Below are 14,023 nucleotides of genomic sequence, written 5' to 3'. Positions count from 1 at the left end.
AAAGCTTTCGGCCAACCGTCTTAGGGCTAGGGCCTCACTATAGATAGGTTGGGATGATTTAAACGAATCAAAGCCAACGTTGTTGATGATTATGGCCATATCTCCCATCGACAGCTCTTCCAAACGTTTTAACAATCCGATCGGGCCTTCTTTATCATATTTATTCATTTCCAGTAACTTCCCGAAATGTTGCTTTTTTGGCCAGCCCAGTGCATTCCACAGCACCAGCCTGCCCATCAGTTCCGTTGCTTTGCAATAATTATGCCTCCCGGGAGCGGTCAGCTCTTCGGTTTCTGCCATGGCCTCTATGATCCTCTTATGGACTTTTTCTGCATCGAGCTCCAGCATCCGCTCTGCCCTGGTATTGATCTTTTCGATTTGGACAGCAACGCCTTCCTTGCTCTTTGGATCCAATGCCCTGACATCTTTTTTCGTGGACAGCATAATGGGCACGTATTGTCCCTTTTGGTATCCACTAACCCAAAATCCCATGATCTTGTTCTTGCGCTTATCCCTGCGACGGACGGTATCGAAATCATCGTACTCGGTCAAAGCCCTTATCTTCAATTTTTTCAGCTTGTCCGCAAGGCTATCTTCAATATCCTGATGTTTGGGCTTGATAAGGTATACGTTTTCTGCACCACTAATGATCCCATCTATTTCGTTTTGGATATACTTCTGGGTCTTTATATTGAAGCAGCTCTTGTCAAAGCACCTGTCATTTTCCTTTACGTCCGGGAACAAGGAACAGTTCGCTCCCGAACGTTTCGGGCAATTGGGGCATGCGCCTGCTTTCATTATCAGGTTTTCATCCTTGGGGTCAAACAGCGCTTTTGACAGTTGTGCCGTAATGTTGGAATCTATATAGGCCTGCAATTGCTTGGTGGACTTTATCCCGCCTTGCCAATCCTTGGCTACCTGTGCCACCTCCTTTTGGTACTTCTTTTCCAACCGGGCTATGATGAGTGCCTTGGATAGGTTCACCACTCCTTTTAGGAAGAGTTTCTTCCATTCGGCATTCAGGTTGTTCAAGCTCAGGCGTTGGAGGATGAAGGTTTCCGATCTGGCAATCTTTGTGGCGATATCCCCAATATTGTAATTGCCCTGCTCCAACATCAGTTTGAAAGTTTCGGCTTCGTCAATTGGGTGCACATCCTCCCTTTCAAGGTTCTCCACGATCTGGGCCTCTAGGGCTTCTTGGTCGTTCAGTTCCTTGACCTGTGCGGGGACGGATTCCAAATTGATGAGCCTACATGCCCTTAGTCGTCTTTCGCCACATACCAGTTCATAGCCCTTGGCCGTAGGCCGTACCAGTATTGGTTGCAGCAGCCCATTTTTCCTGATACTCTCCGATAGCTCCCCTATGGATGCATCATTGAACTCCCTCCTTGGATTGGTCTTGCCGATGGATATTTCGACCAATCCCACTTCTTTTAAATGTCCGGTAATTGTTTCCATAATTATTGATTTTGATTAAACAATATTTATGGGCAGTCCAAACAGAAGACAAAATTTTGGAGTGGAAAGGAAACGGAATAAATAGGCACGGCTAAGGCAATGGCTTTATGCCGTCCCTTTTCCGATAAATATTTTGCGACGTTTAACTTTCGAGAATATTGTGTGTATATTTATACTGAATATATAAATGAGAAGACATACATAATCTAGAAAACCAAAACCTTATATTTTACTTGAACGAAAACGAAATCATTTAAGGTTCGCTAAAATTAAGTCAGAAAATCAGTTAATCTCATTTGATTTAATTTTCAAATCACGGTCTTTTATCACACTCCTTAGTTTATTCATGTCTTCACTCACTTTTCGCTCAATAACCCGTGCATAAATCTGGGTAGTAGCAATTCTGGTATGCCCCAAAAGCTTAGACACGGTTTCAATAGGCACACCATTACTAAGTGTTACCGTTGTGGCGAAAGTATGTCTTGCCATATGAAAGGTGAGATTCTTCTTTAAACCGCAAGAATCAGCAATTTCTTTTAAATAACTATTTAACTTTTGATTTGATATCTTAGGCATCAATTTTCCAGAATTTTGGGTTCTAGCATGACTTTTATATTTCTTTATAAGGTCATTTGCTTTAGGCAGTAAAGGAATTTTTACAGGAATCTTTGTTTTAGTTCTTGCTGTCATGATCCATTGATTTCCATCAATTCCTATTACAATATTATCACTTGAAAGTTCTATAATGTCTATATAAGACAATCCTGTATAACAACTGAATATAAATAAATCTTTAACCACTATTAATCGTCCAATAGTAGAATTAAAACCCAAAACTCGTTGGAGTTCATCTTTAGAAAGAAACTCTCGTTCCTTTTTTTCAAACTTAAGTTTAAACTTAACAAATGGATTTCGATCAATCCATTCTAAATGATATGCAAGCGTTACCAATTTTTTTAATCTCTGAATATGCTTCATAGCTACATTATTGCTAATCTCACCTTGACTTGGCCTTGACCGATATGAACCAAGAAGGCTTTCAAATCCTATAATAAATTTGTAGTCCAAGTTTTTAAGATACATATCAGAAGTTTTATACTTTTCAGTAACGTAAACGAAAACATATTTTTGGGTAGTTTCAAATTTACCCATTGTACCTTTAGATAATTTATGGGCCATTGTTTGGTTATGGTACTCAAAAATATCCCTAAGGGTATATATTCTTTTATCCTCTCCTAAATACCTTGCCTTAACAAGTTCGGCTGAAGGAAGTCTTAATTCCTGCTTTAAGTCTTGATAGCATCGATGGATATCTGACTTAATCCTTGCTAACTCTAAGTTCAACTTTCTGGAAGCTGCACCTGAACCTTTCATTTTTTGGTTTTTGGCATCCCAAGCATTTACATCTACGATTTGCTTTAAACTAATGTTGCTTTTTTTGCCATTTACTGTAATTCGAACATAAATATTGGTCTGATTGCTTTTGGCTCGTTTAGCATATATCCAAAAAAGTACTGAAAATGTTGTTGAGGCACGCATAGCTGTCGTTGTTAGATTGTTAAACATTCTTTTAAACGAAAGTCAAATCAACTATGTGGGAAATCAATTATTGGGTTAAATAGAAAACTGTTGACGATTAAAAAATGACTGTTGACGATTTGTGAACTTTTAAAGTTAAAAAATATTCTTTTAACTATTTGTTCAAAAAAGACAAAACCCCACTAAATCATATATTTAGTGAGGTTTTGCTTCTTTTTGTGCTTTTACTAAGCGGTCTGGACGGGACTCGAACCCGCGACCTTCGCCGTGACAGGGCGACATTCTAACCAACTGAACTACCAGACCGTTGCATTATTGCGGTTGCAAATATACATGGCTTTTTGAATATCTCAAACGTTTTTTTGATTTTTTTTTGATTTTTTTCGTTTTACAATTTTTAAACAAACTTTCTACGCTCTATCATATAGGTCGTGAGGATGTTATCAAATTTTTGGTTTATATCTGCTTCAACATATTTTATTTTATATTGTGCGCATTTTAAACGCAAAGCTGTAAAATAATCGCTAACCGCTTCATTGTAGGCTCCCTTAATTGTATCGGCATACAAATTAATGTATGCGCTGGTCTCCACATCAACAAAACGTTTTGGCCGGTTGTCAAAATTAAAGTTCAACTCTTTAGACTTGTCAAAAACATGAAACAATATAACTTCATGCTTATTATATTTTAGATGCCTTAACGCTTCAAATAACTTACTGTCATCTATAGTAGTTTGAAACATATCCGTAAACAAAAAGACCATAGAGCGCCTATGCATTTTCTCTGCTATTTCGTGCAAATAAGTATATGTTTCCGTTTCTTTATTTACTGTCTTTTTGGTAACCATGTCACTTAGTTGTTGCAATAACATTTGATGGTGCCTTTCACTGCCTTTTTCTGGCGCATAAAAATCATATGCGTCACTATAAATACTTAAACCAACGGCATCGCGCTGCTTTTTAAGTATATACATTAAAGATGCAGCAGCCAATACTGAAAACCCTATCTTATTAAGACTATCGATAGAAAGTGAAGTTATTTCTGGATAATGCATCGAACTGCTATTATCGATAATGATATGACACCTCAGGTTTGTTTCATCATCATAACGTTTGGTATACAGCTTATCTGTTTTAGCAAATAATTTCCAGTCTATATGTCGTGTGCTTTCTCCTTTATTATATATTTTATGTTCAGCAAACTCGGCCGAAAAGCCATGAAACGGACTTTTATGCATACCTGCAATAAAACCTTCTACTACTTGTTTAGCAAGTAATTCTATGTTTTTAAACCCTCCAGCTTTATTAAGTTCGTATTGTATGTTCACAGTAAGTCAATTTACTAAAGAAAATTCATGTTGTTCACGACATCTAAAATAAAAAAAGGTTTGCCATTTACAGCAAACCTTTCAATTTTCTTATTTACATCTCTTCTATAAAAGCGAATCTATAGCATCGGTATAAGCATTCTTAGGAGCTACCCCTACTTGACGCCCTACAACTTCTCCATTTTGGAAAACTAAAACTGTAGGTATGTTACGTACACCATATTTAGCTGCAAACTCCTGATTTGCATCTACGTCTACCTTACCAACAACCGCTTTATCACCGTATTCCTCACTAATCTGTTCGATGATTGGCCCAACCATTCTACAAGGCCCACACCAAGCTGCCCAAAAATCAACTAATACGGGTTTGTCACTTTTTAATACGGTTTCTTCGAACGTTGCATCTGTTATCTCTAATGCCATAATATTTTATTTTAATATGTTGTACTTCTTTTTAATGCTACAAAATTAGTCAAAAAAAACTCTTGACCTTACAAGCTTACAATTTGTTTTGTTTATAGCCTTATTGTTAACAATTATTTATGTTTTCCACCTGCTTTCAAAGCTTTAAATATCAGTTAAGTTTGTAATTAACATCCTGTTCTTGCAAAGCATAAAGTAATTCTTGTGATATTTTTACTTTTTGCCTTCTACTAGACATGTTTAGTTTTATCTGTTCTTTGGTATCGTATATTACAAAACTAAGATGACGGTCCCCTTGATGCAAACCTATCAGGTCTTTTAATTGCATAATCTTTTCCTCTTTTAAATCCTCAATATTAAGCTGAACGGACAACTTTCTTGCATAGGCTTCCATAACATCGTGCAACAACTGAAAACTATTAAATTGTAATCTAGGATCACTTTTTTTACCAGTATCCTTGTTAACCCAACCTTCTCTAATTAACACCTTAATAAACACAAAATTGTTTTTCATTAAAAAATGTCGGAATTTTAAATACTCTTCACCAAAAATTCTAAATTCATAACTATCGGTATAATCCTCTACGGTGAACAAAGCCCAGCCTTTCCCCTGTTTACTCACACGGTGCTGTACATCGGTAACCACCCCGCCAAAGACTAGTTCTCTATTGACATAAGCTTCCATATGTTTGAAAAATGCCAAAGTCGCGTTACAAAAGGTCGTCATTTCAATCTTAAAGTCATCTAATGGATGCCCTGAAATATAAATCCCCACGACCTCTCGCTCTTGAGCTAACTTTTCCATGGTACCCCACTCTTCACAAGGTGGCACAGTGGGCTCTTCTATTTGCACATCACTCGCTTCACCAAACAAACTCACTTGAGCTGAATTTTCATTCTCTTTATGTTTATGAGCATACTTTATGGCTTTTTCCAAGAAGGTAATGCCATCACCTTCATCATGGAAATACTGAGCACGATGTGTATCACCAAAACAGTCAAACCCTCCTGCCAACGCCAAATTTTCGAAAGCTTTTTTATTAGCTGCCCGTAAATCGATTCGCTTTGCCAGATCAAAAATAGACTTATACGGCCCACCTTCTTTCCTGTTATCCACAATAGTCATAACGGCACCATGCCCCACGCCTTTAATAGCTCCCATACCAAACCGAACTGCATTATCCTGATTTACAGAAAACTTGTAATACGATTCATTAACATCTGGCCCAAGCACGTTTAATTTCATTCGTTTACATTCTTCCATAAAAAAGGTAACTTGCTTAATATCGTTCATATTGTTAGACAATACTGCTGCCATGTACTCCGCCGGATAATGCGCTTTTAAATAAGCTGTTTGATAAGCGATCCATGCATAACATGTAGAGTGCGATTTATTGAAGGCATAACTTGCGAAGGCTTCCCAATCTTTCCACACTTTTTCTAAAATCTTAGCATCATGACCATTGGCACTGGCCTGCTCAATAAACTTAGGCTTCATTTTATCGAGTACGGCTATTTGCTTTTTACCCATTGCTTTACGCAATACATCGGCTTCACCCTTAGTAAACCCTGCAAGTTTTTGTGACAACAACATCACCTGCTCTTGATAAACGGTAATTCCATAAGTCTCCTTAAGGTACTCTTCCATGGCAGGTAAATCGTATTCAATTTCCTGATCGCCGTGCTTTCTCCTAACGAAACTCGGGATGTATTCCATAGGCCCAGGACGGTACAAGGCATTCATGGCAATTAAATCTTCGAAAACCGTAGGTTTTAAATCGCGAAGGTGCTTTTGCATCCCAGGCGATTCGTACTGAAACACGCCAACTGTTTCTCCACGTTGGAACAAGGCATAGGTTTCTTCGTCGTCTAACGGAAAGTTTTCAGGATCCAGTACAACACCATGCTTCGCTTTTACAATTTTAACGGTATCCTTTATTAGGGTTAATGTCTTTAAACCCAAGAAATCCATTTTCAACAAACCAGCCTCTTCAACTACCGAGTTATCGAACTGGGTAACGTACAAATCGGAATCTTTGGCAACCGATACCGGAACAAACTTTGTAATATCATCGGGCGTAATAATCACACCACAAGCATGAATACCGGTATTTCTAACAGAACCCTCTAAGGTTCTTGCCATGTTAAGAGTTTCGGCTTCCAACCCAGAACCATCCGATATGTTAAGTAGCTCGTTTACTTTTTCCAGCTCTTCTGCCTTGAATTTTTTAGCAAGTTCCTTTTCATCTAAGCCAAAGATTTTATGCAACTTAGACATGGCTGGAATTAGCTTGGCAATCCTATCGGCATCAAATAAAGGCAAGTCTAAAACACGTGCTGTATCCCGAATGGACGACTTCGCTGCCATGGTACCATATGTAATAATTTGCGCCACCTGATTGGCTCCGTACTTTTCGATTACATAATCCATAACGCGGCTTCGTCCTTCATCATCAAAATCAATATCGATATCGGGCATACTAATACGATCCGGATTTAAAAAACGCTCAAAAAGCAGGTCGTACTTCATCGGGTCTATGTTGGTAATCCACAAACAATAGGCTACTACCGACCCAGCTGCCGATCCACGACCGGGCCCTACCGATACATCCATATTCCGGGCTTCCCTTATAAAATCTTCTACAATCAAGAAGTACCCTGGATACCCTGTGTTTTCTATAACACCCAATTCAAAGTCAAGACGTTCCTTAACCTCATCACTTAAAGGTTCTCCGTATCGTTTTTTCGCGCCTTCGTATGTTAAATGTCGTAAATAAGCATTTTCACCTCTTTTACCTCCATCTACCAGATCCTCCTCATGCCTAAATTGTTCTGGGATATCGAAAGCTGGCAACAACACATCACGTGCTAACTGATAAGCTTCAACTTTATCTACAATCTCCTGTGTATTGATTATAGCTTCAGGGATGTCCTTAAATAAGGCTTTCATCTCATCTGAAGACTTAAAATAGTACTGTTGGTTGGGCAATCCATAACGGTATCCACGACCACGACCAATGGGTGTCGCTTGCTTTTCACCATCCTTTACACACAACAAGACATCATGCGCATTTGCATCTTCTTTATCACAATAGTAAGTATTGTTGGTCGCCACCAACTTTATATTGTGCTTTTTGGAAAACTCAACAAGTACCGGGTTAACACGATTTTCATCCTCTTGGTTATGGCGCATCAATTCAATATACAAATCGTCACCAAATTGTTCTTTCCACCAAAGCAAAGCTTCCTCTGCTTGGTTCTCACCTATATTCAGCACTTTACTAGGCACCTCTCCATAAAGGTTTCCAGTTAGCACAATTAAATCTTCTTTATATTGTTCGATAAGTTTTTTATCGATTCGTGGTAAATAATAAAAACCGTCAACAAAGGCATGCGATGATAATTTTGCCAGATTATGATAACCGTTTTTATTTTTAGCGATTAAAACAATTTGATAACCATTATCCTTTCTCGACTTATCGGTATGATCCTCACACACAAAGAACTCACAACCTATAATAGGCTTTATTTCTTTAGCCTTAGGCTCTTCACCCTTTTGAATTGCTGCTTCGTTTTTTGCCTGAACTGATTTATTATGATTATTAACTGCTTTTACAAAATGAAAGGCCCCCATCATATTGGCATGATCGGTTAAAGCTACGGCAGGCATACCATGCGTTGCAGCCGCATTGACCAAATCGGGAATACTAATAGTAGATTGTAATACAGAAAACTGTGAATGATTATGCAAATGCACAAAATCGACATCTGCTAAATCCGCCACATTTTGTTTTATTTCTTCTGAAGAAATAGTACTGGTTTCCTCCTTTTGAATACGCTCACGAATCTTAGCACTTTCTTTTTGTAAATTAATGTGCTTTAAACCTATGAGCTGAATGGTTTGCGGATTGGCTTCTTTAAAGTTTTGAAAATACTCAGGGGCAACATCCAATTGCTCCTTGGTATATTCTCCCAAGCGCACCAATTCAAAGAAACAACGTGTAGTAGCTTCCACATCGGCTGTTGCATTATGAGCTTCGGCAAAAGGGGTATTAAATAAAAATTCGTGGAGTTCGGTAAGTGTTGGAAGTTTAAACTTCCCCCCCCGACCACCAGGAATTTCACACAAACTTGCTGTGTGTTCGGTACAGGTATCTAAAACCGGTAGTTCTTGTAAGGCATTGGCAATATCTTCACGTACAAATTCGGCACCCATGATATTTAAGTCGAACTTTACGTTTTGCCCAACTACAAACTTCGTTTTATTTAAAGCACTATTAAACTTTTCCAGAACTTCAACCAATGGTACGCCTTGCTCTTGCGCCAATTCAGTTGAAATACCATGTACTTTCTCTGCATCATAGGGAATATTAAACCCATCGGGTTGCACCAAAAAGTCTTGATGTTCGATACAGTTTCCCATAGCATCGTGCAATTGCCAAGCTATCTGAATACAACGTGGCCAATTATCGACATCGGTAATTGGTGCATCCCAGCGTTTGGGTAATCCGGTAGTTTCTGTATCGAAAATTAAGTACATAAGTAACTGTCTATCTGTTGATTTATTTATTTGTTATACCCTAAAAACGAAGTGTATAAAAATACATAGATTTTGCGCTTTTCAACAATGAAGTTATAAAGAGTTTTAAACATAAGAAACGAGCATTAAGAAATTTTAAAAATTACTTCACAAAAGGAAATGTTTAAAATTTTTAATGAGAGAACGAGTGTAAGGAGTGGTTGCACACGTCCTTAATTTTATAATTACAATAAAATCAATTAATTACTAAAATTTAAACGTGTGAGAATACTTTGTTTAACAAAAATAAGCTTATTATACACACACCTGCCTACCACTAGTAATTAGACACAAAGGTTACGCAGCCAACAATTATTTCTTGCCAATCTCCCTTGTTCCTACTCCTGACTCTATCCCCACGTTAAGATCTCCCAATTCCTTACGGGCAGCCTGAACAACTTCCATGAGCTCTTCTACTTTTTCGGGGTAATATTCAATAACATTGTACTGTTCTCCCGGATCACGCATCATATTATATAGTTGTGATGTTTCAACTTTCATTTGCTCCCTTGGGCCGCCACGTCCATCCGTTCCCGGTTTCGTATTATACGATGCCCAGGTATGTGGCAAGACCAGTTTCCAATTGCCTTTACGTACTGCATTCAAATTATTCTTACCATAATAAAAAAGCACCTCCTTACGCGGTTTTAAATCGGTATCACCTTTCCATAAGTCGGTAATATCCACACCATCAATTTTCAGTTTAGGCTCTTCGGCACTTGCTATTTTAGCAAAACTTGGGAGAATGTCTATGGCACAAGCCAACTGGCTACAAATAGAGCCTGCCGGTGTAGATTTAGGCCATTTAACAATAAACGGCACACGTTGGCCTCCTTCCCAACTGGTCGTTTTACCTTCTCGCAAACCACCGGCTGACCCTGCATGATTACCATAGTTTAACCAAGGCCCATTATCGGTAGTAAAAATAAACACTGTATTCTCCGAAATACCATTTGTCTGTAAAGCCCTTTCAATTTCCCCAACACTCCAATCGATCTCCATCATTACATCTCCATAAAGCCCTTGCTCACTTTTTCCTCTAAATTTGTCTGATACTCCTAATGGAACATGTCCCATACTATGTGGCAAATACACAAAGAAAGGTTTATCGGCATTGCGATTAATAAAATCGACCGCCTTTTCAGTGTAAAGTGTAGTTAATTTATCCTGTCCTTCTAGGGTTGTTATATACTCAGCAACTTCATTGCCCTCAATTAAAGGCAAATCTGGATGTTTTCCAGCACCCTTTCCAACAGGATGCCGTTTCCCATCAACACCAATTGGCCACATATCGTTTGAATAAGGTAAGCCTACATATTCGTCAAAACCATGTTGTAAAGGCAAGAATTTTTTATGGTGTCCCAAGTGCCATTTTCCAAAAATACCAGTAGCATACCCCTTTTCTTTTAACATCTCTGCTATGGTTATCTCATTAGGATTTAATCCAGTATCACTATGAGGGAACAAGGCTCCCGAAATACCTATTCGGTTAGGGTAGCACCCTGTTAAAATACCTGCCCTTGACGCACTACAAACTGGTTGCGCGGCATAAAAATTAGTAAAACGCATTCCTTCAGCAGCCATTCTATCCAAATTGGGAGTTGTAAAACCCGTAGCCCCATAACAGCCTATGTCGCCGTATCCCATATCATCAACAAAAACAATCACAAAATTTGTTGGCTTATCGACTTCCTGCTTTTGCTTTGTCTTCGATGCACATGAAACAACAATAGTTGTATTTAAAATCAGTAAAACTTGGAATAGAAACTTCATATGGTATGGCTTTTTAGTTTAAAAAATCGTATAATCACTATTATGTTAGTATAAAAACCGTTGTTCAAGAATTATATCTCCCTTGAATAAAATCAAAAGTTTGACAAAATATCTCGACTTATTTAGCAAGGTATTTTAAAGGAAAATATAGTTTCCTTTCAACCAATGCTCGATGTGACAATTTTGAACCCCTACTAACACAATAGTGTTTAATCAATAAATATAGTTTTTTATTTAGAGACTGTTTAAATTCCACCTTTTGGTTTTGTTATGCCCCTTTTTTCACCACTTTTCGTTGTGAAAATCCTCATTTAGCGCTGCTAAACTCCGGTTTTAAAGCCTTAATTGGCAAAAAAATGACCTATAACAAATTTCAAAAACGAATTTTAAACAGTCTCTTAGAACCGAGATAGTTTTTGAAATACTAACAACTTCATCCTTCTATCGGCAATTCTAACAAAATCCATAACCCTTAGTTTTATAAAGATTATTATCGCTCCAAAATTATTTATACTTTTATGACCAATCAATCTGAACACTATGAAAATCAAATTAGTTTTTATATGCCTAGCAACTTTGTGTCTTACAAATTGCTCAATCCCTCATTCATCTTTATATGTCGGCACTTATACATCTGGTGAAAGCGAAGGTATTTACAAGTTTCAATTTAATACAGAAACGGGCGAACTTAGTGAATTGCAACTGGTCGCCAAAACAGAAAACCCATCGTTTTTATCGTATTCTCCCGATCGAAATTATATTTACGCAGTTAATGAAAATGAAAATGGTTCTGTTTCCGCTTTCAAAATTGACACGAACGGCATGCTTTCACATTTAAATACTGTGGACAGCAATGGAGCGCACCCCTGCCATATTGCCATCAATACTACTGGTAATCGTGCCGTGGTTTCTAACTATACAGGAGGCACCGTTTCATTATACGCTATACATAGCAATGGGCATCTGGATAAGGCTTATAAAGTTTTTAATCACAATGCACCTGATAGCATATCGCATGCACACTCTGCTCATTTTTACAAAGACAAACTTTATGTTTCGGACTTAGGAAGAAATGGCCTTTACAACTACCAATTATCTGAAAACCAAGAAGACTATAACTTAATAACACCTTCTATTGTTAACATGACCGAGAATGCCGGGCCAAGACATTTTACTATGACAAAAGACGGTCAATTTATATACATTATCAATGAATATGCTAACACCGTAACCTCAGCCAAAAAGTCTAATGGTGCTTTTGAGCTTTTAGAGCATGTCTCTACACTTAAAGACGATTTTAAAGGTGAAAGCTATTGTGCCGACATTCACCTTTCTAAAGACGAACATTTTTTATATGGTTCTAATCGCGGTGAAAATACAATTGTGGTCTTTAAAAGAGACAAGCAATCTGGCAAACTTGAAAAAATTCAAAATATGGATGTTCAAGGTAACTGGCCACGAAACTTCTCGTTGGATCCTTCTGGCAACTTCTTATTGGTTGCCAACCAGAAAAGCAATAATATTAGTGTTTTTAAAGTAGATAGCGATAGTGGCAAACTTTCCTTTTTGCACTCAGTAGATCTGCCATCTCCAGTTTGCTTGCTATTCTAATCTTTTTGCTAAACCCCGAGGTAGAGCGTTGAGGAATTCTTTTCGATTAACACTAGCTAATTAAAGTGTTGAAAATTAAAAAAATATAGTATCTTTGCACCCTCATTAATAACAGAGGTCGAGAACCTCATTAATTAATTATTATGCCTGTAAAAATTAGATTACAAAGACACGGTAAAAAAGGAAAGCCTTTTTACTGGATCGTAGCCGCAGATTCGCGCGCTAAAAGAGATGGTAAGTACTTAGAAAAATTGGGTACCTACAATCCAAACACTAATCCAGCAACAATCGATTTAAGTGTTGATGGTGCTGTAAAATGGCTGCAGAATGGTGCACAACCAACGGATACAGCTAAAGCAATTTTATCTTACAAAGGCGCTTTATTGAAAAATCACCTTACTGGTGGTGTTAAAAAAGGTGCTTTAACTGAAGAGCAAGCTGAAGCTAAATTCAATGCTTGGTTAGAAGAAAAAGAAGGCAAAGTTGGCGCTAAATCTGAAGACCTAGCGAAGGCTAAGGCTGACGAAAAAGCTAAAGCTTTAGAAGCTGAAAAGGCTATTAATGATGCTAGAATTGCTGCTGCCGCACCTGTTGTGGAAGAAGCTCCTGCTGAAGAAGTAACCGAAGCAAAAAATGAAGAGGAATAAAAAATAATATTTTTTATACTTTTAACCCCGACAAAATCGTCGGGGTTTTTTATTCCCACGAAAGTGGGAATCCCATACAACAGAAACCTAAAACACTTAAGATTCCCGCCTTCGCGGGAATGACAAAAATGACACTATCGATGAAAAAAGACGACTGTTTTTATTTAGGAAAAATTGTAAAGAAGTACAGTTTTAAAGGTGAAGTTCTGGCAAAACTCGACACCGATCAACCTGAAATCTATGAGCATTTAGATGCTATTTTTGTAGAGCTGCGAAACAACCTCGTTCCTTTTTTTGTTGAAGACTCCCAATTACATAAATCAGAATTACTTCGCATTAAATTTGAAGATGTCGACACCGAAGCTGATGCTGATGCCATCATGAAGAGTGACTTATATTTACCTTTGGATTTACTTCCTAAACTTGAAGGCAATAAATTCTACTTTCACGAAGTAATAGGTTTCTCTATTGAGGACACCACTTTCGGAAAAGTAGGCATCATAAAAGGAATAAACGACACGACCGCCCAAGCACTTTTTGAAATTGACAGGGAAGGCACCGAAATTCTAATTCCTATGAACGATGCGTTCATTATAAAGGTAGATAGGGATAAGAAAACTATTCTTGTTAACACACCAGAAGGACTGATTGATTTGTATCTGTAGA

At 37.8% G+C, this 14,023-nt stretch carries 9 protein-coding genes and 1 tRNA gene; 3 read left to right on the top strand and 7 right to left on the bottom strand.

Going from position 1 to position 14,023, the window contains the following annotated elements:
- The 7 genes from JF259_RS13710 to JF259_RS13680 form a co-directional block, all read right to left on the bottom strand.
- The coding region (locus JF259_RS13710) for a ParB/RepB/Spo0J family partition protein (RefSeq protein WP_199115968.1) at positions 1-1,458 on the bottom strand (1,458 nt) is incomplete at its 3' end.
- A gap of 282 nt (positions 1,459-1,740) precedes the next feature.
- Positions 1,741-3,024: a site-specific integrase gene (locus JF259_RS13705; protein ID WP_233164280.1), complete on the bottom strand. Its 1,284-nt coding sequence runs from the start codon at positions 3,022-3,024 to the stop codon at positions 1,741-1,743.
- A gap of 205 nt (positions 3,025-3,229) precedes the next feature.
- A tRNA-Asp gene (locus JF259_RS13700) sits at positions 3,230-3,303 on the bottom strand.
- Positions 3,304-3,394: 91 nt separating this feature from the next.
- Positions 3,395-4,324, bottom strand: a complete 930-nt coding sequence (locus tag JF259_RS13695) for a DUF58 domain-containing protein (protein WP_199115967.1) — start codon at positions 4,322-4,324, stop codon at positions 3,395-3,397.
- A gap of 105 nt (positions 4,325-4,429) precedes the next feature.
- On the bottom strand, positions 4,430-4,747 hold the full coding sequence (gene trxA, locus JF259_RS13690) for a thioredoxin (RefSeq protein WP_199115965.1): 318 nt from the start codon (positions 4,745-4,747) through the stop codon (positions 4,430-4,432).
- Positions 4,748-4,898: 151 nt separating this feature from the next.
- Positions 4,899-9,287, bottom strand: a complete 4,389-nt coding sequence (gene dnaE / locus JF259_RS13685) for a DNA polymerase III subunit alpha (RefSeq protein WP_199115963.1) — start codon at positions 9,285-9,287, stop codon at positions 4,899-4,901.
- Positions 9,288-9,638: 351 nt separating this feature from the next.
- The gene (locus tag JF259_RS13680) at positions 9,639-11,099 is read right to left on the bottom strand and encodes a sulfatase family protein (protein WP_199115961.1); all 1,461 of its coding nucleotides are present in this window, start codon (positions 11,097-11,099) and stop codon (positions 9,639-9,641) included.
- Positions 11,100-11,639: 540 nt separating this feature from the next.
- On the opposite strand from JF259_RS13680, the gene JF259_RS13675 reads away from it, so the two are divergent.
- The 3 genes from JF259_RS13675 (at position 11,640) to rimM (ending at position 14,022) form a co-directional block, all read left to right on the top strand.
- A complete protein-coding gene (locus JF259_RS13675; RefSeq protein ID WP_199115959.1) occupies positions 11,640-12,710 on the top strand; it encodes a lactonase family protein in 1,071 nt (356 codons plus the stop codon).
- A 143-nt stretch (positions 12,711-12,853) separates the two neighbouring features.
- Positions 12,854-13,357 (top strand): 30S ribosomal protein S16, encoded by a 504-nt coding sequence (locus JF259_RS13670; protein WP_199115957.1) that lies wholly within the window; start codon positions 12,854-12,856, stop codon positions 13,355-13,357.
- Positions 13,358-13,497: 140 nt separating this feature from the next.
- Positions 13,498-14,022, top strand: coding sequence for a ribosome maturation factor RimM (gene rimM, locus JF259_RS13665; RefSeq protein WP_199115955.1), 525 nt, complete (start codon positions 13,498-13,500; stop codon positions 14,020-14,022).
- The last annotated feature ends 1 nt before the right edge of the window (position 14,023 follow it).

Origin of the sequence: Snuella sedimenti (assembly GCF_016428595.1) — a bacterium.
Taxonomy (GTDB): domain Bacteria; phylum Bacteroidota; class Bacteroidia; order Flavobacteriales; family Flavobacteriaceae; genus Snuella; species Snuella sedimenti.
This window is presented reverse-complemented; position numbering and strand designations above follow the sequence as displayed.

What these genes read in the sequence shown, in the direction of transcription:
- rimM (WP_199115955.1), top strand. Translation starts at nt 13,498, where the DNA reads ATGAAAAAAGACGACTGTTTTTATTTAGGAAAAATTGTAAAGAAGTAC.
- JF259_RS13675 (WP_199115959.1), top strand. Translation starts at nt 11,640, where the DNA reads ATGAAAATCAAATTAGTTTTTATATGCCTAGCAACTTTGTGTCTTACA.
- JF259_RS13670 (WP_199115957.1), top strand. Translation starts at nt 12,854, where the DNA reads ATGCCTGTAAAAATTAGATTACAAAGACACGGTAAAAAAGGAAAGCCT.
- trxA (WP_199115965.1), bottom strand. Translation starts at nt 4,747, where the DNA reads ATGGCATTAGAGATAACAGATGCAACGTTCGAAGAAACCGTATTAAAA.
- dnaE (WP_199115963.1), bottom strand. Translation starts at nt 9,287, where the DNA reads ATGTACTTAATTTTCGATACAGAAACTACCGGATTACCCAAACGCTGG.
- JF259_RS13705 (WP_233164280.1), bottom strand. Translation starts at nt 3,024, where the DNA reads ATGTTTAACAATCTAACAACGACAGCTATGCGTGCCTCAACAACATTT.
- JF259_RS13680 (WP_199115961.1), bottom strand. Translation starts at nt 11,099, where the DNA reads ATGAAGTTTCTATTCCAAGTTTTACTGATTTTAAATACAACTATTGTT.